At 41.9% G+C, this 24416-nt stretch carries 20 protein-coding genes and 1 pseudogene; 3 read left to right on the top strand and 18 right to left on the bottom strand.

Features of this window, described 5'->3' with window-relative positions:
* Positions 1–18: 18 nt before the first annotated feature.
* The 3 genes from ACLGGR_RS06525 to ACLGGR_RS06515 all read right to left on the bottom strand — a co-directional run bounded on the left by ACLGGR_RS06525 (position 19) and on the right by ACLGGR_RS06515 (position 2745).
* Complete coding sequence (locus ACLGGR_RS06525) at positions 19–147, bottom strand: hypothetical protein (RefSeq protein WP_410972729.1); 129 nt, start codon at positions 145–147, stop codon at positions 19–21.
* A complete protein-coding gene (locus tag ACLGGR_RS06520; protein WP_410972728.1) occupies positions 137–1477 on the bottom strand; it encodes an MFS transporter in 1341 nt (446 codons plus the stop codon). Before ACLGGR_RS06520 ends, ACLGGR_RS06525 begins: the two co-directional genes overlap by 11 nt.
* 185 nt (positions 1478–1662) lie before the next feature.
* On the bottom strand, positions 1663–2745 hold the full coding sequence (locus ACLGGR_RS06515) for an amidohydrolase family protein (protein WP_410972727.1): 1083 nt from the start codon (positions 2743–2745) through the stop codon (positions 1663–1665).
* 524 nt (positions 2746–3269) lie between these two features.
* Between ACLGGR_RS06515 and ACLGGR_RS06510 the strand changes: the two are divergent.
* Positions 3270–3405: pseudogene (locus tag ACLGGR_RS06510) on the top strand (FMN-binding glutamate synthase family protein); the annotation flags it as partial.
* 113 nt (positions 3406–3518) lie between these two features.
* On the opposite strand, the gene ACLGGR_RS06505 reads toward ACLGGR_RS06510, so the two are convergent.
* The 4 genes from ACLGGR_RS06505 to ACLGGR_RS06490 all read right to left on the bottom strand — a co-directional run bounded on the left by ACLGGR_RS06505 (position 3519) and on the right by ACLGGR_RS06490 (position 7804).
* Entirely contained in the window at positions 3519–4976 is a 1458-nt protein-coding gene (locus tag ACLGGR_RS06505) for a sucrose-6-phosphate hydrolase (protein ID WP_410972726.1), read from the bottom strand.
* Between the two features lie 19 nt (positions 4977–4995).
* The gene (locus ACLGGR_RS06500; RefSeq protein ID WP_142946210.1) at positions 4996–6384 is read right to left on the bottom strand and encodes a sucrose-specific PTS transporter subunit IIBC; all 1389 of its coding nucleotides are present in this window, start codon (positions 6382–6384) and stop codon (positions 4996–4998) included.
* Between the two features lie 255 nt (positions 6385–6639).
* Positions 6640–7473: a PRD domain-containing protein gene (locus ACLGGR_RS06495; protein ID WP_267586906.1), complete on the bottom strand. Its 834-nt coding sequence runs from the start codon at positions 7471–7473 to the stop codon at positions 6640–6642.
* Positions 7474–7525: 52 nt separating this feature from the next.
* Entirely contained in the window at positions 7526–7804 is a 279-nt protein-coding gene (locus tag ACLGGR_RS06490) for a hypothetical protein (protein WP_142946208.1), read from the bottom strand.
* Between the two features lie 500 nt (positions 7805–8304).
* Here ACLGGR_RS06490 and ACLGGR_RS06485 point away from each other — a divergent pair, with 500 nt between their 5' ends.
* Positions 8305–10731, top strand: coding sequence for a S8 family peptidase (locus ACLGGR_RS06485; protein ID WP_251216127.1), 2427 nt, complete (start codon positions 8305–8307; stop codon positions 10729–10731).
* 320 nt (positions 10732–11051) lie between these two features.
* Here ACLGGR_RS06485 and ACLGGR_RS06480 read toward each other — a convergent pair whose 3' ends face one another.
* From ACLGGR_RS06480 to ACLGGR_RS06470, 3 genes are all read right to left on the bottom strand, one after another.
* Entirely contained in the window at positions 11052–12056 is a 1005-nt protein-coding gene (locus tag ACLGGR_RS06480; protein ID WP_251216128.1) for an LLM class flavin-dependent oxidoreductase, read from the bottom strand.
* A 54-nt stretch (positions 12057–12110) separates the two neighbouring features.
* A complete protein-coding gene (nfsA, locus tag ACLGGR_RS06475) occupies positions 12111–12860 on the bottom strand; it encodes an oxygen-insensitive NADPH nitroreductase (RefSeq protein ID WP_095409856.1) in 750 nt (249 codons plus the stop codon).
* A gap of 110 nt (positions 12861–12970) precedes the next feature.
* Positions 12971–14182: an FtsW/RodA/SpoVE family cell cycle protein gene (locus tag ACLGGR_RS06470; protein WP_142946204.1), complete on the bottom strand. Its 1212-nt coding sequence runs from the start codon at positions 14180–14182 to the stop codon at positions 12971–12973.
* Positions 14183–14659: 477 nt separating this feature from the next.
* Between ACLGGR_RS06470 and ACLGGR_RS06465 the strand changes: the two genes are divergently transcribed.
* Positions 14660–14923: a spore morphogenesis/germination protein YwcE gene (locus ACLGGR_RS06465; RefSeq protein WP_008345491.1), complete on the top strand. Its 264-nt coding sequence runs from the start codon at positions 14660–14662 to the stop codon at positions 14921–14923.
* A 75-nt stretch (positions 14924–14998) separates the two neighbouring features.
* Here the strand turns inward: ACLGGR_RS06465 and qoxD are convergent, their stop codons facing one another.
* The 8 genes from qoxD to ACLGGR_RS06425 form a co-directional block, all read right to left on the bottom strand.
* Entirely contained in the window at positions 14999–15379 is a 381-nt protein-coding gene (gene qoxD, locus ACLGGR_RS06460; protein WP_007497818.1) for a cytochrome aa3 quinol oxidase subunit IV, read from the bottom strand.
* Position 15380: 1 nt separating this feature from the next.
* Positions 15381–15998, bottom strand: a complete 618-nt coding sequence (gene qoxC, locus ACLGGR_RS06455) for a cytochrome aa3 quinol oxidase subunit III (protein WP_008359616.1) — start codon at positions 15996–15998, stop codon at positions 15381–15383.
* A complete protein-coding gene (qoxB, locus tag ACLGGR_RS06450; RefSeq protein ID WP_044331067.1) occupies positions 15998–17956 on the bottom strand; it encodes a cytochrome aa3 quinol oxidase subunit I in 1959 nt (652 codons plus the stop codon). The genes qoxC and qoxB overlap by 1 nt, the downstream gene beginning before the upstream one ends.
* 27 nt (positions 17957–17983) lie before the next feature.
* Positions 17984–18940 (bottom strand): cytochrome aa3 quinol oxidase subunit II, encoded by a 957-nt coding sequence (gene qoxA / locus ACLGGR_RS06445; protein WP_142946279.1) that lies wholly within the window; start codon positions 18938–18940, stop codon positions 17984–17986.
* Positions 18941–19456: 516 nt separating this feature from the next.
* Positions 19457–20539, bottom strand: a complete 1083-nt coding sequence (locus tag ACLGGR_RS06440) for a M24 family metallopeptidase (protein WP_410972725.1) — start codon at positions 20537–20539, stop codon at positions 19457–19459.
* A gap of 12 nt (positions 20540–20551) precedes the next feature.
* A complete protein-coding gene (galT, locus tag ACLGGR_RS06435) occupies positions 20552–22063 on the bottom strand; it encodes a UDP-glucose--hexose-1-phosphate uridylyltransferase (protein WP_410972724.1) in 1512 nt (503 codons plus the stop codon).
* Positions 22064–22098: 35 nt separating this feature from the next.
* Entirely contained in the window at positions 22099–23091 is a 993-nt protein-coding gene (gene galE, locus ACLGGR_RS06430; protein WP_340869120.1) for a UDP-glucose 4-epimerase GalE, read from the bottom strand.
* On the bottom strand, positions 23091–24269 hold the full coding sequence (locus tag ACLGGR_RS06425) for a galactokinase (protein ID WP_410972723.1): 1179 nt from the start codon (positions 24267–24269) through the stop codon (positions 23091–23093). Before ACLGGR_RS06425 ends, galE begins: the two co-directional genes overlap by 1 nt.
* Positions 24270–24416 lie beyond the last annotated feature (147 nt).

Below are 24416 nucleotides of genomic sequence, written 5' to 3'. Positions count from 1 at the left end.
CATATGCGTAAAACGTCATCAAACCGCTTTAGGCCAACCTTGTATATACACGCTATAGGCTTTAAGATACAGGCTGATCTCACTAGAAAAAAGCAGATCATTGATCTGCTCAGCTTGTAGAGAAACCCATGCTTCTTTATTTTTCAAGTCGGATTTCCCCTATTTCCTTCTGACTCTTTAAGATAGTTCTTTTTTGCTCAAATTTCATAGCTAATACTAATATGAAAGCGATTATTAAAATAATACTTAAGAAAATCAAACCGGCTTGCATTTTTCCTGTATAATCTTTTAGCCATCCAACTGCATAAGGTCCAACAAAACCTCCTAGATTTCCAATTGAATTAATGACTGCAATTCCAACAGCTACTGTGGCTGGACTCAATATCATAGTGGGTAATGACCAAAAAGGACCTTTAAAACAATACATGGCTGCCAATGAAATGGTGATGAAAAACATTGCAATAAATGGATTGGACACCATTCCTACACTGAGTAACGTTAAACCAGCTACGAGTAACGGTAAAGCTGTGTGTATACGTCTTTCTCCAGTGCGATCTGAGCGTCTTGACCAGTAATTCATGACGATTGAGGCAATAATGTAAGGGATTGTAGCAATGAAGCCGATCTGGGTGTTTGATAAATAGCTAGATAATCCTTTAATAATTTGGGGCATCCAATAACCGACGCCCAGTGTACCTGCAGTATATACAAAGTAAATTAAGGAGAGGTACCACAATTTAGGATCAGTCAAGGCCGTCTTATGACTAGAGGTTTGTTGGCCTTTCTTTTCTCTTAGCTCCTCGTCCTTTCTTAATTCTGACATCAACCAATTTTTTTCTTCTGCTGTTAACCACTTTGCTTGTTCAGGCCTGTCTGTTAAGTAGAAATATGTAACAAACCCTAAAATAACAGCAGGGGCGCCTTCGATAATAAACATCCAACGCCATCCAGGCACATTCATCCAATGAATATGATCAATAATTAAAGTAGAAACGGGAGCTCCAATAATATAAGAAACTGCGATTGCTGTCATAAACATCGCAATTGTACTTGCTCTTTCTTTAGCTCGGAACCAATAAGTAAGGTATAGTATAATGCCAGGAAATAGGCCTGCTTCTGCTATTCCAAGAAGGAATCTAATGATATAGAGCTGGGTAGCATTCTGAGCAAACCCAGTTGCCATAGAAATAATTCCCCAAGTAAAGAGAATCCTAGTAATCCAAACCCTTGCCCCAAATTTTTGCATTAAAATATTACTTGGTACTTCAAAGAGAAAATAACCAATAAAAAAAATACCTGTCACAAGACCAAACATTTTACTTGTTAGTCCTAATGCTTCATTCATTTCCAATGCAGCATATCCCACATTTGCCCTGTCTAGATAAGAAATAATATAGAGTAAAAAAAGTAACGGGATAATTCTTCGTGTCACCTTTCGAATCGTCTTCTTTTCAAATTTCAATTGAGAATTTTCCATTCGAATTCCTCCTTTTAAAATAATAAAAAGAAATTTTGATAACGCTTACATTTGTTTAGAAAATAAAGAGCTACTCTTACGGTTCTGTAAGATGTGTAAGAGTAGCTCCTTTTACTCTCCTTTTGTTTCCTCAAGACAGCGAACAAAATGAAAACTTTCTTTCATCGTGTCAAAAACGTTTATTTTCAACTGAAATTACTCTCAATGACTGGTTTACCGTTAAAAATTACATGTTTCGGTTGATAATTAATGTTACCTAACACCGTTTCTCCATCTACATCGGGAAAAGCAGTCTCAGTAGAAGTAGAATCTAGAACCACAAGGTGATTTGGAGTAAAAGTAAAATCGTCAATTCCTAACAATTTAGGAGCTGTTACCAGAACTGCTCTAAACGCTTCATCTAGAGACAGACCACCTACAATCATTTTAGAAATGATGTAGCTCATGTTATAAACAGGGTATTTTCTCCATGACGCGCTTGTTAAATCTGTACTGATCGTATCTGGTTTAATTCCCTCAGCTAAGCATTTATAAAAAACATTCCAATTAAAGTGTTTTCTACCGTGACCGATATCTAATACTATTCCTCTTTCCACTGCAGCTAGAAATTCTTTTTTTACCTTTCCGGCGGTATTTAACACGTTTCCATCCCTTCCTTGAAATGGATGAGTGAGAATGTCTCCTTTATTAAAATATTGTGTTACCTCTTCAATATCTAGTTGAGTTCCAGTTAAATGCACCATCATTCGTAAATCAGTTCGATCGGCTGCTTCTCTTGCTAAGCGTAATAAAGACCGGTCAGTCGTTTTGTCCACCTGGCCTAAGCGAATCTTAATTCCTAATAAACAATCTTCAGCTAAAGATGCAACTTCAACAATTCGATCCAACGAAATACTTTCTGGCTTGGTTGGGTTAGGGCTCGGGTGATTGGTCAGCCCTTCCGGTAAAGCTGATAACCAAGAACGTACTGTTAACGGGCTGTTTTCCCAATAACGATTTGCTTCCTCCCATCCGTCATAGCCAAAAGTACCTGCGTCCCCAACTGTAGTTACTCCTGAGGAAAGATATTGTTTATCTGTCACACCAATCTCTGCTCCAGGTGCCCATACATGACAATGAAAATCGACTAGTCCTGGTACAATTACGCTAGATTCAGATAAATGAATATCCCTATCATCCTCATGAGTAACTGTTATGCTTGTAGACTGATTTGGAATGAACCCCTTTTCTGACCAAATAGAACCGCCTTTAAAATTCCATACTCCCATCCAAATACACCCCTTAACTTAATATTGATTTAATAGATTAATTCATTTAATTGTTTGCAATAGCAACTTCTTTACAAGCCTTGATAACGTCCAGCCACTGGTGCTAAACCACTGACTGCCATACACAACCAATAAGATAGCGCTTTCAAAAATGAAATTAATGATGCAATCCCTATCTTCGACAACTTTCATTTTAGAGACATTGCGCCCCTCATCATTATTTATCGCATGTAATAAAAATTACTATATTTTATATAAAAGTAATGTTTATTACCAATAATTTAAATGTATGTTATCACTCATAATTAATAAAGTAAACATTTTTTATAAAGAACAGCAGATAAAGTAAGTGAAGCACATGGGAAAAATCGTTTTAACTGAAAGTTATCGAGGAAATATAATGAATTGATGGCGAGGGAGATGTAGACGGTGTGATTACCATTGGTCCAAAAGCAAAAAAACAATGAAAATAAAAATAGGGGAAGGCGGGTTTATCTGAAGAAGTTTTGAAAAACTGATTGGTCGAACTATTTAAACGGGCTGTTATGATTGAAGTTAAATTTGGACAAGGTGCTTTAGCAGGAACGGGTGGGGAAATTTCACTTAAAAATTTAACAGGGCGAAGTGATGGGGCTAAAGGAAAACGAGGATGCGGTGTTGGGGTACCCAATTTCCCGCACCTCGATTATCTGAGAGAGAAATGTATTCTACATCGGCACCGTCTGATCATCACTTGGAGGGTACGTAGACGTTTTCTCTAATTGTTGAAGAGATCAACTACCTGCTTCTCTTTGTAAATGCCATGTCTTCAATGTCAGCTTTGTTTCATTTCTTCCACTGATGGAGATCGATTTATTTCCCGGGGAAGGAAAGTAACGTGCAGTAAAAACTTCACGGCCTCCGTTTACAAAAATCTCAATCGACGATGAATCAATAAAGATATGAAGATCGTGTAATTCCCCTATTGCTGCTTCACGCACTTCCTTTGATCGATCTTCAAATCGATCCCGCTCTAATGTCAGCTTTCCTTCCTCTTTATCATAGATAATGCGTGCAGCTGCACGGATACAGCATTCAAACCCTTTTTGTGTGTCAATTTGATCAATGAATACCTCTGCGCTCGTAATATCATCTACAGGGATGGAATGAACAGAACGTTTAATGTGAAAAACATGCTCTTGTTCATTGGTCCGCATGGATTGAAGTTCACTTACTGGTTTTTGAATGAGATGTCCGTCATCATCTAAACGGAGCTCTCTCGGGATCGTGAGGCAGTGTATCCATTGATAAGAAATCGTCGGATGATGCTCTTCTCCTTGATCAGGCACCCCCATCCACCCGATTAAAAGACGTCTGCCTGATTCGTCTAGAAAGGTTTGCTGCGCATAGAAGTCAAAACCGCGGTCCAGCTCCTCAAACGCTCCGTGTGTATATTGATAGGAGTGATCATCCAATGTTCCAACAAAATAGCCCGATTGATGTGTGTTGTGATATTTTAAGCCATCCGGCTTGAGCCCTTGCGGTGACACAATCAATACATCCCGGCCGTCTAATTCAAACAGGTCTGGACATTCCCACATATAGCCGAAATTGTCTAAACCATTCTTTCCGCTGCCTGCAATCGTGCCTTGAAACGTCCAATTTTCTAATGTATCAGAGGTAAATAAGACAAGGTGTCCTTTCAGGTCTAAGCTTTGTGCACCAAGGACCATGTACCACTGGCCATTTCGCTTCCAAACCTTTGGATCTCGAAAATGAGCAGTGAACCCTTCCGGCAGCGTCGCCACGACACCTTTTTTCTGAAAATGAATACCGTCCTCTGAAACAGCTAAACATTGATACGTCTCACGGTTCCCTTGTTCATCCCGAACGTTTCCAGTGTACATCACATGCATCTGGCCATCGTTTATAAATGCACTGCCAGAATAACAGCCGTTTTGATCAAACCAATCGATTGGGGCAAGAGCGGCTTCTTCGTGCTGCCAATTGACTAGATCTGTCGATGTATAATGACCCCAGAATTTTGCACCATGCCCTGTTTTGAATGGCTGCCACTGATAAAAGACATGGTATATTCCTTTCCACTGAATCAGTCCATTCGGGTCATTTAAAAGACCGACTGGCGGCATCAAATGAAAATGCTGCCGGTACACATCCTTTTTGACCAAATGCTCATAGTTTCGAATACGGTCTGCTATCTTTTGACGAAGTGCTGCGTCAGTTGTTGTCATCACTGTGACCACTCCTTGATTATTTTTCGACTTCTTTTACTTTAAAAATGATGGTGAGAATAAATGAAACAGCAACAGCGATTAACATACCAATCACATAATTGACCACATTCTGAACACCAAATGGTGCTGCAATCGCAATCATCGGAATGCCTGTTAAACCATAAGCATTGGCGGCTACCTTCGTGAAAACGACAAATGCCCCGCCCAATGCGCCTCCGATCATCGCCGCAATAAATGGTTTACGATAGCGGAGATTTACACCGAATATGACAGGCTCAGTAATTCCTAAAAAAGCAGAGAAGGCAGCAGGAAGGGCAATTTCTTTTGTTTTTGCACGCTTGGCTAAGAAAAAGACAGCCAATCCTGCTCCGCCTTGCGCGACATTGGACATTGCCCAGATTGGCAGCAAATAGTTGCGCCCAATATCATTCAGCAATCCTGCCTCAATCGCATGGAAACTATGATGAACCCCTGTGAGCACAATTAAAGAGTAAGCACCGCCGAAAATGAGTCCTGCTAAGAACCCTGCATGGTCATAAATAAATGTCAGTGCATTGGAAATTCCTGTACCAAGCATTCTTCCAAGCGGACCAACTGCAATAAATGTCACAAATCCAGTTACAATGACGGTGACAAATGGGGTCACAAGTAAATCAATACTGTTTGGAACGACCTTTCTTAAATTTTTCTCAACAAGGCACATGATATATACGGTCAATAACACTGGAATGACCGTCCCTTGGTAACCAAGAAGCGCAATATCAACATTGAATAAATGCATATATTCAGGTTTTGCTTCCGTCAATCCCCACGGGTTAAGCAGATTCGGGTGAATCATAATTCCCCCAATGACAGCCCCTAAATACGGATTTCCGCCAAACTCTTTCGCTGCACTGACCCCAATTAAAATCGGTAAAATGATAAAGGCTGCACTTGAGAACATATCAAGCATTTGGAAGACCGCAGAGCTTGGATCAGCCCATTTGAAAGCTTTCATCATGCCTAATAGACCCATTAATAAACCGCTCGCAACAATTGCTGGAATAATCGGTACAAAAATATTCGATAACGTCTTTGCAAAACGCGCAAGTGGATTCATTTTTTGTTTCACTGCTTCATCATGGCTGACAGGCTTTTGTTTCTCGTCGCCTGTCTCAAGACCAGTCTCACGAGCAAATGGTTCATACACTTTGTTGACAGATCCCGTTCCAAAAATGACCTGAAATTGACCTGAACTTGAGAAAGCACCTTTCACACCTTCAAGTTCTTCAATGGCCTCTTTGTCAATCAAATCCTCACTTTTCACCACCAATCTGAGTCTTGTTGCACAATGCGTAGCACTAATGACATTTTCTTTGCCGCCTAACAGTTTTGTTAATTCTTTGGCTGTTTTTTGATAATCCAAGTTATCTCCCCCTTTTTTAAAGCAAAAAAGACCTAAAATTCACCAACGAGTAAAGGACATACACGTCCCCTCGTTACGCAAATTTTAGGTCTTGCCTGCCTGACAGTCACAATCCCGCGATATCAAATTTTTGATGACGCTTTCATCATAGTATAAGACTGTGACATGCGTCAACCTCTTTTTTCAAATCCAATGACCCATATACACTAATAAGAGTAGTGTGCATAAAAAAAAGCCTGCATGCAGGCATCACAATTAAACCAATTCGGCTTCCTGCAGACGCTGGACATGCAGCGTGATGTAGCCGATCTCCGATTCAGGGAGATGAAGTCCATATTCATCTTTTAACAAATCAGCGAGTCCAAGTGCACACTGGTAAGCCGTATCATACTTTGTTTGGATAAAAATCAGCATGTCATCGTCCATGATTTGAAATGCCTCATTCGATTCCAACCTGCCTAATGCATACCTCAAATGTGTCACAAGCCGCTGATAAGAAATACTATCCTCATCAATTGAATGCTGAAAATAGCTTTCAATATGCTCGATCATTTCTTTGATCATCGTTGTATATTTCACGGTCTTTTTCATGGACTCCGTATTCATTTTGGCCGTATGAATATGAAGTGCCACATATCCTGCCTCATCGTCCGGCAGTTCAACCCCAAGCCGCTCCTTTACATAACGAATGGCATACTTTCCAATCTCATATTCCTGCTTATATAAGACTTTGATCTCACCAAGCAATTTATTATATAACACAATGCCTTTTTGAAGGCGTTCAATGGCGAAGGACAAATGATCAGTCAGTGATATGTGGATGTGATCACTGAGCGGCATCATGAGTTTCCCCTCAGCATAACTGATGATATGCTCTGCCACCTCAATATGCGCCTCTGGCAATGTGGCAAGAATTTGTTTGAATTTCTCATTTTCTTCACGCACAACAAAGATTTTCTCTATTTTTTGAAGAGGAATGACGTCATTTTTCCCCTTCTGAAAAGCAATTCCGGGTCCCATCACAATTTTCTCCTGATCACCCTCCTTCACAACCACTGCGTTGTTATTCAATATTTTATATATCTTCAAGGGGTATCCTCTCCCAGCAGATAACATTTCTTATGTGGGATTTTACCCTGTTTCACTTTTTCTGTAAAGGTAAGAGCGGACCAGCACGCGCCTCTCGCATCGTCTTCTCTTCAAGCATCAGCAGACTTTGAGTAAACCGCTTCTCTGCCCTGCGTTTCTTCTTATGTTCTTCTGCCAGCTTCTCCAGCTCTCTCTCTTTCACTACTTGAAAGAATCCGGCATCCGCCGCGGCCGCCTGAAACCCTTGCTGTTTCATCATTACACCAGGGTTCACAAGCACATTCATCATAAAACCAAACCATACGCTCAACCAGTTTTTTAATTTCTTCACTGAACATCCCTCCGCTTTTCTTAGAATCTAGCAGCTCTAGCAAAACAACTGCTCCTATCATATCCCGAGAAAAAAGAGAGGTTTGTCACAATCTGGGTGAAAAAACCAACTAGTTTTCAGAAGTTTTGTTGAAAAGTGCAGAAGATCATCATGTGCCTGGATGTTTCATTGAAAATTTTATGCACACAATATCCCAAAGATAAGCACACCTTATCAACAGGGTTTATCCACATATCAACATCCTCTTACTAGATTTTGTGTATGAGAATTTTTTATTTTCCATATATGTATCTGAATAATAGAGTTATCAACAGATAATTGTGCATAAGTGCGACTTTATAAACAAAATAGTTCTTTGTAACTATGTAAAATAAGACCATTTCAGTAAAGGAATTGTTTTCAACATATTGAATACTTAATAACGGGCAGTGAATCTTTCCTATTTATCCACAAAAAGAAAGGCTATCTCCCTAAAAACACAGCTAGAAAGGGGAAAATAAATGAAAAAGGTAATATCTCGTTCTTCTGTTCTATTGTTCTCCACTATTTTTATTTTATCCACATTCTTTACCGGTCAACAGGCTGCTGCTGCTCCATCTAACAAAAAGATGGAACTAGAAAAAGCAGAAATCTTCGGTGAAATCAATGTCAACTCGAAAAAACAAACCACTGTAATTGTTGAATTAAAGGAAAAATCCTTAGTTGAAGCCAAGCAAGAAGGCGAAGCACAAACAAAAGCCTCCCTCAAAAAATCTCGAACAAAAGTAAAGAACGCAGCACTCAAAGAGGTAGATAAAGCGAGTGTTCGTCAAGAATATGAAAAAGTCTTCTCTGGTTTCTCTATGAAACTTCCTGCAAACGAAATCCCGAAGCTGCTCGCAGTTGATGGAGTAAAAGCCGTTTATCCGGATGTTACATATAAAACCGATGAAGTGAAAAAAGAAAGCATCCAGCTTCCAAACGAAGATGTCTCCCCGCTTATGGATAAGAGCGCTCCATTTATCGGTGCACCAAAAGCATGGGATGCTGGCTATTCTGGAAAAGGGGTCAAAGTTGCTGTTATTGATACTGGAGTAGACTATACCCACCCAGATTTAAAAGGAAACTTCGGTTTATACAAAGGCTATGATTTTGTTGATAATGATTATTCTCCGCAAGAGACACCTAAAGGAGATCCTAGAGGTGAATCCACAGATCACGGCACACACGTCGCAGGAACGATTGCGGCAAATGGACAAATTAAAGGGGTCGCAAAGGATGCCACGCTTCTTGCATACCGTGTACTTGGACCAGGTGGATCTGGAACAACTGAGAACGTTCTTGCAGGCATCGACCGGGCTGTTACTGACGGAGCAGATGTCATGAACCTCTCTCTCGGAAACAGTGTCAATAACCCTGATTACGCAACAAGCATCGCACTTGATTGGGCCATGTCTGAAGGCGTTGTCGCTGTTACTTCCAATGGAAACAGCGGTCCGAACAGCTGGACAGTCGGTTCTCCCGGCACGTCAAGAGATGCCATTTCTGTTGGAGCAACTCAGCTTCCGTACAGCCTTTACAATGTGAAATTCCCGAACTATTCTACTGCAAAAGTCATGGGCTACTATCAAGAGAGTGATTTAAAAGCGCTTGACCAAAAACAAGTCACACTCGTCCAAGCAGGAATCGGTGACGAAAAGGCATTTGAAAACATCGATGTGAAAGGAAAGGTGGCCGTGATTGAACGGGGTGCCATTGCTTTTGTGGATAAAGTCGACAATGCAAAAGCCGCTGGTGCAATCGGCGTTGTGATGTATAACAATACAGATGGAGAAATCCCAGTCGATGTACCAGGTCTCGCACTTCCTACAATTAAGCTGTCAAAAGCTGAAGGAACAGCGCTTATCAAAGCCATTGAGGCTGGAAACGATACAACGGCTTTCTCCATTCAATTTGTCAAAGAACTTAGTGAGCAAGTCGCTGACTTCTCATCCCGCGGACCAGTTGTGGATACGTGGATGATTAAGCCTGATCTATCAGCACCCGGCGTCAGCATTGTGAGTACGATCCCAACACATGATCCTTCTCAGCCTTACGGATATGGTTCTAAGCAAGGAACAAGTATGGCATCTCCGCATGTGGCAGGAGTTGCAGCGATCATCAAACAAGCAAAACCATCGTACTCTACTGAACAAATCAAAGCACTGCTGATGAATACAGCAGAAAAACTGTTTGACGCAAATGGCAGCCCTTTCCCTCATAACACACAAGGAACAGGCAGCGTTCGAATCATCGAATCACTTCAAGCGTCTTCTATCGTTTCTGATGCGAGCTATTCATACGGCACTTTCTTAAAGGAAAAAGGCGTTCAAATCAAAACGAAGAAATTTAAGGTAGAAAACCTTTCAAAAGCACCAAAAACGTATACCATTGATTACAAATTCAATGGCAGCGGCATTAGTACAAACGGAACGAAAAAAATCACCGTCAAAGGGAATTCCACTGGATCCTTTACTTCCGCAGTACAGGTGAATTATGGAAAAACCAAAAAAGGGACGTACCAAGGCAGCATAACCATTCGCGAAAATGGCAAAAAGGTCACGGAAATCCCTACTTTATTGATTGTGAAAGAGCCAGATTATCCGCGTGTCACTTCTGTTTCCGTAGAGCCTGACAACCGTGCTGGAAGCTATGTCATTAGCAGCTATCTGCCTGGCGGCGCTGAGAACCTTGCATTCCTTGTCTATTCGACAGATGGAGAGTATTTAGGTGAAGCTGGTGTTTATCAACATGTTGATAAAGGAGAGCACCGCGTCAAATGGAATGGTACGATCAATCAAGGACAGAAGCTTGAAGCTGGTGAGTATACAATGCTTGCATATGCAAGTTTGAAAGGAAAATCAGATACCGTACAAACGAAGGAACCTTTCGAAATTTACCCTGAATAAATGTGAATCACAAGAAAAGCCTTGTATGAGCGGATAAGCTCATCAAGGCTTTTCGATCATATATGGAGGAAAGAGAAACTCATGTTGATATTGCTATGGGTCATTTCTTTTTTTACTGCTTTTTTTCTAACGATCACCTTGGTTTATTTTCTAACCTTTTTACATACGAAGCAGCCTCGTCCTTTTCATCAAGCATGCGATCTGACTGTTTATGCTTCCTGTATCTATCCGCTCAGCCTGCTGGTGTCAGCCGCCTTCTTCCTCACCATGATGCTCCTTTTCCCCTTTTACTGGCTGCGCAGGCGATAAATATACATACGTTATGCATCAAAGGCTTCCTTTAATAAACGATACGATGTGAGCCGGTCTTGCATGTGATGTGTGATGGTCACTGCGATCAATTCATCTGTCCGATAAGCCTTCGCAAGTGTGGTCAGCTGCTTTTTCACAGATGCTGGTGTTCCAACGACCATCCTTTGACGATTGGCAGCCACTCGTTTTTGTTCATATGGACTGTAGGAATAGCCCTGAGCTTCTTCATATGAAGGAAAACGGTCAAGATTCAGCCCCTGTTCATTGGCGAGTAAAGATAAATCTAAGCTGACAGCCAGCTTTTCTGCCTGCTCCTCTGTTTCGGCACATAAAACAAAAACTGCCAGACTGACACGCGGCTTTTCACCGAATACTGAAGGTTCAAATCGGTTGATATATTGCTCCACAGAGTCTTCTCCGCCTTCACCATTAATAAAAAGAGCAAACGTGTAGCCTGCACCTGCTTTCGCCGCAAGCCTTGCACTCCCTCCTGAGGAACCAAGCATCCATACTTCCGGCGCAGTCTCTACCTTCGGAGAAGCAGTCAAATGAGGCAGCGGGTAAAATTCATCCGCTAGATCATGTAAATAGACCTTCAATTCTTCTACCTGCTCAGGATATTGGTCGCCTAGACGCTTTCGCTCACCATGATGAAGGGCAATGGAGGAAATGGGCATACCACCAGGAGCACGTCCAATTCCAAGATCGATTCTGCCGGGAGCCAGCGCTTCGAGAACCCTGAAGTTCTCTGCTACTTTATAGGCACTGTAGTGGGGAAGCATGACGCCGCCTGAGCCAATGCGTATGTGCGACGTAACAGCTGATAAATGCCCGAGGAGCACCTCTGGACTCGATCCTGCAAGCCGATTTGAAAAATGGTGCTCTGATACCCAAAAACGGTGATAGCCCCACTTTTCCGCCTGCTTCGCCAGTTCAACCGTCTGCTTCAGTGCTTCAGCAGGTGTTGCGTCTCCAATCAAAGGAGATTGATCCAGTATACTTAATTTCATCATGCTGCACCTCTTACAGAAATCCCCCTCTCTTAAATGGAAAGGGGGATGTCTTATTTATTTTCGATTAAAGCCCTTCTCTTTCACAAATTCTCCAAGGAAGGCACGCTTTGGCTGACTAAAGCCTCTCAGCATCTGCTCAGACCAAGTATCTTTTCTCTCGCCGTTTGTTCGTTCTTCATAATATGCCGAAATACGATCATCGTATTCTTTTAAATAACGATCCACATGCGCTTCATCTTGCTGATATGAGTTTTCATGATAGATTAGTTCAACTGGCAGCCGTTCCTTTTGTGACGACTGGCTGGCTGGATGGCCAACAGCTAGACCGAATAACGGCAGCACATAAGATGGCGTTTCAAGCACTTCAGAGACTTCTCTCAGCTGATTACGCAGTCCGCCAATATAGCAGATCCCAAGTCCCATTGATTCTGCGGCAACACTGACATTTTGTGCAGCCAATGCCGCATCAATGACGCTAATGAGAAAGGCTTCCGTATTCTCTAGCGCCTCCTGATGATTCTTCCCTGCTTTTTTTGCAATATGATCATGGCGTTTCAAGTCTGCACAGAAGACAAAGAAATGCCCATTCTTCTCAACGTAAGGCTGATTCCCAGCCAGTTCAGCAAGCTTGGCCTTCTTTTCCTGATCTGTCACACCAATAATACTATACGCCTGTACATAGCTTGATGTCGAAGCAGCCTGTGCACTTTTGATTAGTGTCAGCACCTCTTCTTCTGTCAAACGCTCGTCTGTAAACGAACGGATGGATCGATGATTTAATATGGTTTCTATCGTTTTGTTCAATTCGAAGACCTCCTTCACTTCTTCTATCATAAGGCAAAGACATAGGGAATTTCAAAAATGAAAACTCGCATAAAAAAAGACAGCCTATGCTTAGACTGCCCTTACCCGTTTTATTTAAATAAATAACTTTGATATTTCGTTAATTGAACACTTGCGTTATATGCGATCCCGAATCCAATGAGAACGGACAAGACAGAGCTTCCTCCAAAGCTGATAAATAAGAGCGGAATCCCTGTTACTGGCATCACGCCTATGTTCATCCCAATGTTCTGGAACGTATGGATCACAATCAGCGCTGTATATCCTACGCAGAAGAATGACGCGAATCGGCTATAAGGATGTATACGGTCAATCAGTACGACCAGCCGGTAGATCAAGAAGAAGAACATGATCACAACAAACGCACAGCCAATAAAGCCAAAGGCTTCTCCTATAATGGAGAAAATCATATCCGTTTGTGCTTCAGGGACATAGACCTTTAAGTTTTTAATGCCATTCCCAAAAATCTGCCCTGCACCAATGGCCATAATGGCCTGCTCCACTTGATATTTATCAGATCCAGATGCATCCTGTGTCTGCGCTTGGTTGGCTGTCGAAGAACTATCAGGCAGCCAAGCGGTAATCCGGTTAATTTGGTACTGTTGAATGCCGATTGTTTTCGCAAAATCAGGGAAGAGAATGATGACGGCTAACACAGCGGCAACCAATAGTACAACCACTGAACCGATGAGAGAGATCAGTTTCCAATTGACCCCTGATAAAAACACCATCACAACAACAATAAACATACAGACCGCCGCCGTCCCTGCATCCTGCAAGAAGATCAGTCCAACTGGTACAGCTGCCACTCCGGCGATTTTTAATAGAAGGAAAATATCATCTTCTAATGTCCGTTTTCCTCTAGGGCTTGACTTGCCGATGACAGATGCGAGCATCATAATCAAACCAATTTTCATGAACTCTGAAGGCTGAAATGTCCCTATTCCAGGTAACACAAACCAGCTTTTCGCCCCATTTTTGATTGGAGCAAAATCATGACCCCCGATTTGTGCAGGCGCAACCTTCAGAAAAAGTAACAGCAGTATGCCGCCTATAAAAATATAGAGACTCAGCTTCTCTAATTGCTCCAAATCAAAGTAATTTATGGCTACAATACATATAACTCCGACCATGTAGTAAATAATCTGTCTGGTCCATGCATTAGATCCATACTGTCCAAATTGACCCGCAGCATAAATTGCAATGACACTGATGGCAAAGAAGGCTAAAAATATAAAAATCAAATCTCCTTGATAGTAAGGAGATGTATTCTGCTTGTTCATGAACTAACCACCCTTATTACAAAACATAAAAGCCCTTATTTATATTAGATTGAAATTTTCACAAAATCAACTCACCTTAAATATGACGGAAGATACATCCGAAAGGTTCCATTCATTTTTCAAAAAATGAAATACTTTTCATCCTAACAATAGGAAAAAATTCCTTTACACTCTTTTCATTCAACCGATCTCAAGTCCTTTAAAAAGATTATTTTACAGATTTTAAGGGGAAAATTCAATGACCTATGTGGCAAGAAGACAAGTAAACATCAGATTAGCATAAGTTGCAATGAGGATTGAGGAATAAAACCATTTTGTATGGAATAAGGCCCATTTTCCAATTATTGCGTTTACTTCAAAGTCAATTGTGGTATAATACCTGTAACAAAATGTTCACAATATCTCCTAAAAACAGACACAATTGCATCCTGACCTCTCATTTGATTTGAACATCAACTTACAAAGGAGTTGGATACGATGGATATGTTCTTTGCGTACCTATGTATTGCAACGGCTACACCCCTGTTTTTATGGCTGGAAAACAGAAAAATTGCATTAGCTTCTATTCCACCCATTATGATTATGTGGATTTTCTTCGGTCTTTACATGACAAGCAGTTTATCTCCAGCAGGACATACCTTCATGATCGCATTCTTTGCCATTAACGTGATTTTGGCTCACATTGCAGCGTTCCTCATCTACGGACTTCCATTCATTCGCAAAAGATTCAGCAGCAGATAGATACGCCCAACTATTGGAAGCGTTATCACCATCATGATAAAAACCACTCACCTTCAAGAGATGAGTGGTTTTTTATTATTTCTCTGAATGCTCAGACTGCTTTGGCGCAGACGGTGAATAACCGTCTTTACTGTTCTCTCCGTGGCTGTAGTGAGCCGCAAAGATCCAAACAGATCCGATGACGAAGATAATCGCACAGAACAGACCAAACAAAGTATTTCCGACTTGAACAGTTCCGTTCTCACTCTCTGTCATGTGCATAAACATGAACAGCTGCAAGAATGCTTGAATGAACGCAAAACCAAAGATAATCCATAGTTTTGCGGAACTGCCAATTTCAGCTCCAATCGCAATCCAGAATGCTAAGATTGTCAGCACAATGGACAGGATAAAGCCAACTACGTGTTTCCAAGGGAAGTGTTCGTGCTCTGCTGAGGAATGTGTTTTTCCAGCCATATCACAAAAGCCCCCCTAATCCGATCAAGTAAACAGCTGTGAAGATGAAAATCCATACAACATCAAGGAAATGCCAGTATAGACTTGAGATGAAAATCTTCGCTGCTGTTTGTGGAGTTAATCCACGTTTTTTAATTTGGAACAAGATCCCGGTAATCCAGAAGATACCGATCGATACGTGTAATCCGTGAGTTCCTAAAAGTACAAAGAATGCAGACCAATACGCACTTGTATGGATGCTCGCACCCTCATGTACATAATGGAAGAACTCAAAAATCTCAAATCCAACGAAGCCTGCACCTAGAAGCAGTGTGAGAATCGTCCAAATGACAACCCCTTTTGTGCTTCCACGGCGCATTTCATGAACGGCAATCCCGCATGTAAATGAACTAACCAATAGCAGGAATGTCATGATCAATACAAGCTTCATATCAAACAGCTCAGCTGGTAAAACGCCGCCAGCTGTTCTGCCATGTAGAACAAAGTAGGTCGCAAAAAGTGTTGAGAATAACACGATTTCCGCGCCAAGGAATATCCAGAAACCAAGGATGTTTAAACGTCCGGTTTCAGACTGATATTCAAGCGGTGCATTTGCATAGCTGCTATCATTATGTCCCATTACTTCTGCGCCTCCTTATTCTTTTTCTCTGTTTCAATCACTTCTTCAACAGGAATATAGTAGCCATTGTCATATTCGAATGAACGTAAAATCATCGTTGCGAATACACCAATTAAGCCAATAACGCCAATCCAGTACCATTCAAATACAAGACCGAATGCACCAAGTCCAAAGAATGCAGACATGATCAGCGGTCTGCCTGAATTATGCGGCATGTGAATTTTCTTGAATTCTTTTTCAGGATGAACGTCCACATTGTTTTGCTTCCAATGATGGAATGCATCTGGTGTTGTCACTTCTGGAAGTGCTGCAAAGTTATAATGCGGCGGAATTGCAGAAGATGTCGCCCAGTCAAGTGTACGTCCTTCTCCCCAGCTGTCTCCAGACACTTCACGTTTTGAGTGTCTCCAGCTGTAGTAAATGTTATAGCAAAGGATGATGAATCCGATACCCATCATAAATGCACCAATTGTTGAAATAAAGTTTAGTGCAGTCCAGCCATCTTCTGGTCCATACGTATAAATACGTCTTGGCATTCCTTGCAGTCCTAGGAAGTACTGCGGGAAGAAACAGATGTTAAATCCGATCATGAATACCCAGAAGAACCATTTGCCGATTCTTTCGTTTAACTTGTAACCAAACATTTTTGGATACCAGAAAACAAGACCAGCAAAACAAGCAAATACAGTACCTGCGATTAATACATAGTGGAAGTGGGATACAAGGAAGTACGTGTTATGGTACTGGTAATCCGCAGCTGCCATCGCAAGCATAACACCAGTTACACCACCGATTACGAAGTTCGGGATGAAACCAAGTGCCCAAAGCATTGGTGAGGTAAAGCTGATACGGCCTCGATACATCGTAAAGAGCCAGTTAAAGATTTTCACACCTGTTGGTACAGAAATCGCCATTGTTGTGATCGAGAAGAATGAGTTAACCGCTGCACTGTTCCCCATTGTAAAGAAGTGGTGAACCCACACAAGGAAACTAAGAACAGAGATTGCCACAATCGAGACAACCATCGCTTTGTAACCAAACAACTGCTTTCTTGAGAACGTCGCAAAGATTTCTGAGAAAATACCGAAAGCCGGCAGGATAACAATATATACCTCAGGATGTCCCCAAATCCAGAAAAGGTTCGCCCAAAGCATCGGCATACCGCCTGCTTCGAGTGTAAAGAATGCAGAACCGAATAAACGATCAAATGTCATAAGTGCTAAAGCAACTGTTAGTACAGGGAATGCAAAAACGATGATGACAGACGTAATCAATGTTGTCCATGTAAACATTGGCATACGCATTAGTGTCATACCTTTTGTACGCATTTTTAAGATGGTCACCATGAAGTTAATACCTGTCATAAGTGTACCAATACCTGCAATTTGGAGCCCGAGCAAGTAGTAGTTCTGTCCAGGTCCTGGTGAGAAATCATTTCCGGCGAGCGGCATGTAACTCGTCCAGCCTGCACTTGGTGATCCTCCAATTACGAAGGAAATGTTGAACAGCATTGCTCCGACCATGAATGTCCAGAAGCTAAGGTTGTTCAAATAAGGGAATGCAACGTCACGTGCACCAATTTGAAGAGGAACAACGACGTTGATTAAACCAATTAAAAATGGCATCGCCATGAATAGAATCATGATCGTACCATGCGTTGTAAAGATTTCATTATAGTGGTTTGAATCTAAAAACGTATTATTAGGAAGCGCCAGCTGCGCGCGCATCATCAGTCCGTCTACCCCACCGCGGAAGAACATAATCACAGCAGCAAGGATATACATGATTCCAAGCTTTTTATGATCAACTGATGTCAGCCATTCTTTCCAGAGCCATTTCCACTTTTTAAAGTAGGTTAAAACAAACACGATGGCAATGGAGGTAAGAGCGATAGAAATTTGCGCACCAAGAATTAATGGGTCTCCAGTTACAAAAAACTCATCCCATTTTAAATGCATAACGGCCTCCTCCTTTCCTTAGTCAGTTTATTCTTTTTCTAGTTTTCTTTTATAGTTCTTCACATTCTCGAAAGGATCTGTCTTGGAATGCGGAGAAACTGCTTGATAACCTAAACGTTTGCGTGCTTGGAGTGCATATTCAGAATCCTCTCCATGCTTCGCAAAGGATAAATGTGTTGATGAGAATGTCTGCACATCTGCAGCATCAGGAAGCATCAAATAGTCATACGTTTTCTTCGTTAACTTCGGTGCTTCTTTCTTCGTTTTGTTTACCCATTTATCATAGTCAGACTGCGTCATCGCATTGACTTTGAATTTTTGCTGAGCAAAACCATCACCTGTGAAGTTGGCGTTTCTTCCTTGGTATGTGCCTACTTCATCAGCTTGAAGATATTGTTCCATTTCCATTCCAGCCATCGCATACTTCTCCCCGCCTAGCTGAGGAATCCATAGTGATGCCATTGTATCAGCGGAAGTGATTTTGAATAAAATCGGCTGATCTTTTGGAATGTTTAAGTAGTTCACTGTCTCAATATTTTCCTCTGGATAACTAAAGATCCATTTCCAATCAACAGCTGTCGCGTAAACGACAAGTGGATCTTTATGGCTTGTTGCTTGAGGTGCCTCTTCCAAAGAGTAAATTGTTTTTACAGTTGGAATCGAAAGAGCAGCAACGATTAATATTGGGATCACTGTCCAGATAACTTCTAGAAGCGTATTCCCGTGAATTTCTGGATTATAAGAGGCGTTCCCAACGTCCTTACGCTCACGGTATTTAACCAAAATGATGGTAAAGAGAACAAATACCGCGCCAACGATAAAGAGCATGAATCCAATAGATAAAAGGATTAAGTCTGATTGTTGTGCTGCGACTGGTCCTTTAGGATCTAAGACAGCGATATTGCTGCAACCTCCTAAAACAAACACGCTCACGAGCATTGCTAATAAAAGCATAGGTTTAATGGCTCTGAACAAGAAGATCACCATCCTTCCTTAAATAATGTATAAATTGCTGAATAATTGTGAAAAGCCATCTGCCTTCGAAAACTTTTCTTCCCTTTGTAATGCTATCAAAATCTGTTAGAGTTAGCTTCCCTTTTTTCAAAAGTTCATTTATTTTTCAACAGATTTCTATCAAAATGTCATAAATTCGACATAAATTTATATTATTGCACACACAATAAATTTCTAGGATTTTGAAAAGTTGAGAGTTGAAGGCAAAGGACAAACAATCAAGAACTTTGTCAAATTTAGGTTTACCACAATAAAAAAGTTTGGTCAAATTTCAATTTAACTTAATGAAATTTTATCTAGGTAAACAATTTCAAAATAGGTATCCCCACATTTAACAAAAACCTTACTTATTTTAACGCAAGTTGACAAGAAAAGAAAGTATCGATCCTCTGACTATACGCTGTAAGAATTGGTAATCATGATGAATTTGTGGAATCTCACTAATGACTTCCATCAAAAAACCGGCTCAGCGCCGGCATTTTGCAGTTATTCATCTCTTACCAAAATATCAGGACGTCTATAGATGTCCCCTTCATGTTCAATGTCAATGTATGTCCACTTACCTGTATAGGTTAAAAAGCGGTTCCCCTCTTTCTCTACGACCATCGTATCCTCTGATTTTAATCCAGGCAATGAAGGATTCCAAGTAAACACTTGGTGCAGCTGAATTTCTTCCTTCGATGAGGGAACTGCAATGATTTCTCTAGATACAAAGCCCGTTTTTCCCCCTTGATGAAGCTTTTTCCAGCTATCAGGGAAGCCCTCTTTTTCATACTGAGCAATACCTGCTTTCAATACATCTCCCAATGTCTTACCGGGGCGCGTGGCGGCATTCATGACTGTGTCAATTCGTGCAAGGCGCTCTTTGTTCTCTTCAAGCTCCTTTGGAAGCTGTCCGAAGTAAACAGACCTTGTGACATTCGCGACGAGTCCGTGCCGTTCAGCACATAGGACAACAAGCGCATGCTTTTGAAGTGCTTTGTCTGTCGGAATTGGATGACGGTATTGATGAATCCGGTCATCAGTTGCTACAAGCAGCACTTCAATCGTCATTCCCTGCGCGATCGCTTTTTGAGCCGCGATTGAAGCGATTTCGTGCTCCGTCTGTCCTGGAACGATTTCTTTACAGACACTTTCTACAATGACCGCTGTTTCATGACAAAGCGTTTCATATTGGCGGAGCTGTGATGCGGAAAGAATGGATCGAACTTGCGACAAATCCGGCTCGATCCATTCGAATCCATCCATTTGAATGTCTGACCCGATTCGTTTGTCTTTTGTGAGTGTTTGAATGTGTGCCGTATCATCCTCAAACCAGTCCATCGTCACCACTTGAAAGGGGTAATCGATATACGCCATCTCTTCTTCAATGATCCGCTTTTCTTCCATTTGATTCACAATGAGGACGATGTCGTCTTTTAACACGAGCAGCTTGCACACACCCTCTGGTGTATTTAACACAATGTGATTTCTTCTTCCTCCTGTCAGCCAGGAGAAGTTATTTCGCTTTTGAATCAAAACACCGTCGAGCTGTTTTTCTTCCATTAATGTTCTTACTTGTTCAATCATCTAATCACCTGCCTATATGAGTGTATGAATGAAACGTTTAAAAGCTGTTTTCCCTTGCTCGGTTCTTTTAAACACACCCGCCTGTGAGAGAATACGGGAAAAAATCATGCCGATTTCTTTTTGTAAAATGGCTTCTGTATTGTCCTCTGTAAAAGTGTTCTCTTCGAGCAGATGCTTCGCCCATGTTTCGTGTTTCGTGATAGCAGGGTGGGCTTTGATTTCTTCAAAGGGGTTTTTGGATAACAGCACTTCTTTTAATTGGCTTAATTCCTCTGCTAATCTACCAGGAAGAACTGCAAGGCCCATCACTTCAATTAATCCGATATTCTCTTTTTTAATATGATGGACTTCTTCGTGCGGGTGGAAAATTCCATCCGGATGCTGCTTGTTTGTACGATTATTACGCAGCACTAGATCTAATTCATAGTCATCTCCATGACGGCGTGCAATTGGTGTAATGGTATTATGCGGCGTCTCTCCTGTATGAGCCAGCAGCTCCACTTCTTCATCTGAATACATTTTCCACTCGTTTAAAATAAAGTCTGCGGCGTCTGCAAGCTTCTGCCGATCGCTGCTTCGAAGGCGGATGACAGACATCGGCCATTTCACAATTCCAGCTCTCACATCCGGAAAGGCATTCAGAGAAAAGACATCTTCCATCTCCGCTTTCGCCATCGGAAATTCATGCGCACCGCCCTGAAAATGGTCATGACTTAATATACTGCCCCCGACAATCGGAAGATCGGCGTTCGATCCGATGAAATAGTGCGGGTATATATATATGAAAGAAAGCAATCGTTCAAAGGTCTTTTTGGTGATGCTCATCGGCTCATGTTCGCCTTTGAACACAATACAATGCTCGTTGTAATACACATAAGGTGAAAATTGTAGAAACCAAGATTCATCTGTGAGTGTCACAGGAATGATCCGGTGATTCTGTCTCGCTGGATGGTTGATCCGCCCCCCAAACCCAACGTTTTCTTTACAAAGGAGACAAAGAGGATATTGCTTTTGACTTAGCTTTTTGGCTTCAGCGATTGCTTTTGGATCCTTTTCTGGCTTCGATAGATTAATTGTGATCTCCAGCTCGCCATCATCTGTTGGTGTAAACCACTGCACATTTTTGGCGATTCTGCCTGTATGAATATAGTGTGCGTGCTGCTGCATTTCATAGAACCAGCTTGTAGCCGCCTCTGGCCCTTCATGCTGGCGTTTCTCTTCAAATTTCGCGTAGATGACACTTGGAGGCGCCACCAAACATCCCATGATTTTCGCATCTAGTAAATCGCGATACGTATCCGTCCCCTCAGGTATAAGGCCAGTCTCTACAGCCCAATCCAGCATCGGCATTAAGATGTCTTCAAGCTCCGCATCCCCTGAGACTGTTCTTGGCTCAGCTTCATCCAGCCCAAGCACCTCAAGCAGCCGATTTCTCGTATAATCGATATCTAGTGGTGTGATCAGCTCTTGATTGATTCCATATTGAATCAGCTGTTCCAGTTTTTCAAAAATATCAACCGCCATTCTCTCTGTCCCCTCTCTTGCCTGCCTGTTATGCGTTATTTACTCTGGTAGCCGTCTGGATGCTTCTGAAACCAATCCCACGCACTTTGAATGATGGTATGAAGGTCAGCATATTGAGGTGTCCACCCTAATTCTTGCAGCGCTTTTTCAGAAGAAGCAATCAGCTTTGCTGGATCTCCCGCGCGTCTGTTAGCCACCTGTGCTGGGATCGCATGCCCCGTGACGTTTCTTACAGCATCCACTACCTGCTTCACGGAGAAACCTGTGCCATTCCCTAAGTTGTATGTTGCACTTCCTTTTCCAGCGCGCAGACGATCAACAGCTAAGATGTGCGCCTCTACTAAATCCATCACATGTATGTAATCCCTAATACACGTGCCGTCCTCTGTCTCATAATCATCACCGTAAATCATAATCTGATCTCGTTTTCCTAAAGCGACTTGCAGAATGATCGGAATGAGGTGTGTCTCAGGCTGATGATCCTCTCCGACAAGTCCTTCTGTATGAGCGCCAGCTACATTAAAGTAGCGGAGCACGACGTATTCTATTCCATATGCCTGCTCAGACCACTTCAGCATTTTTTCAATCGCTAGTTTCGTTTCTCCATAAGGATTGGTTGGGTTCGTCTCATCCGTTTCAACGATCGGCACACGCTTTGGTTCACCATATGTGGCAGCGGTTGAAGAGAAGACGATGTGTTTCACATCAAATTCATTCATCACCTGAAGTAAAGCTGTTGCCCCTCCAACGTTGTTGTCATAGTACTTTAGCGGGTCTGTTACACTCTCACCGACAAGTGAATCTGCGGCAAAGTGCATAACCGCTTCTATTTGATGCGTTTTGAAAACCTGTCTTAAAAAATCTTGATCTCGTAAATCTCCCTCTTCTAAAACAGCTCCCTCCAAAACAGCTTCTTTGTGGCCTGTCTGCAAATTATCCACTACCACCACTTGTTCACCTTTCGCTAAAAGAGCCGCTACCGCATGACTGCCAATGTACCCTGCTCCACCACAAACTAAAATTGTCATTACACTTCCTCCTTCGTCAGTTCTCTTGCGCCGCCTCCAATTCCAGCTGTGTAAAAAGAGGCTTGAATGCCCGTCTTCTCTTGATAAATCGCACCCGTTTCTTCTATAAATGATGCCAGCTGCTTTTCTTTCACAATACTGATCGTGCAGCCGCCAAAACCTGCACCAGTCATACGGGAGCCAATCGTCCCCGGATGAAGCCAAGCGGCTTCTGCCAGTGTATCCAGTTCAAATCCAGTCACTTCATAATCATTCTTTAAAGAGAGATGAGATGCCTTCATAAGCGCACCTATTTCTTCCATTTTATCATCTTTCAGAAATTTGACTGCTTTTATGGTCCGATCGTTTTCTGTCACCACGTGTCTTGCACGTTTGCGGCATGTTTCATCCTGAATCAAGTGGGCATGCTCGGCAAATTCATCTGCTGTGAGCTCACATAAGTGGGCAAGATCGATTTCTTTTCGTAAATCGTTTAAAGCCGATTGACACTCTGACCTGCGTTCATTGTATTTGGAGTCTGCCAGTGTCCGCTTTTTGTTTGTATTGGCAATGACAAGCGCCAGCCCCTCTTGCCGAAACGGACTATATTCAAAATCAAGGGTATCGCAATTGAGCAAGATGGCGTGATCTTCTTTTCCAAGAGCAATTGAAAACTGATCCATGATGCCGCAATTGACGCCAATAAATTCATTTTCTGCACGCTGCGAAAGGAGGGCAAGACGGGCATTTGAAACGCCGAATGAATGCCATTCATTGATGCAGACGGCGGTGACAAGCTCGATGGAGGCAGAGGAAGACAGGCCTGCGCCATTGGGTATATTGCCGCCGTATACAATGTCAAAGCCTTCTTCTATCTTCATCCCTGCTTCGATAAACTGACTGAACACGCCCTTCGGATAATTCGCCCAGCCGTCCGACTCCAAGTAAGCGATTTCAAAAAGGTCGAATTCTTTCACACCATCACCATCAAAGTTCAAGGAATACATTCTCACACGGCCATCTGACCGCTTTGCACATGCTGCATATGTACCAAGTGTGAGCGCACAAGGGAATACATGACCTCCATTGTAATCTGTATGTTCACCAATCAAATTGACTCTTCCTGGGGCAAAAAAATAGCGAATTTCTTCTCTATCCCCAAATTGCTGGTGAAATGCCGTGCGTAACATATCGATCATATCCATTCCCCTTTTCTCTTCTGATACTCTTATTTTAGTTGCCTGAACAGCGTAAGTTCAATGGTAAAAAAATCGTTAAAAAATACCCTTTTTTTGCTGTGAATGGTACGATGTGATATGAGGTGTACCATGATTCAAAATAGAAAA

This window comes from Bacillus sp. BD48, from assembly GCF_046566805.1.
GTDB lineage: Bacteria > Bacillota > Bacilli > Bacillales > Bacillaceae > Bacillus > Bacillus safensis.
The sequence above is the reverse complement of the archived record's forward strand: the minus strand, read 5'-3'. Positions and strand labels throughout refer to the sequence as shown.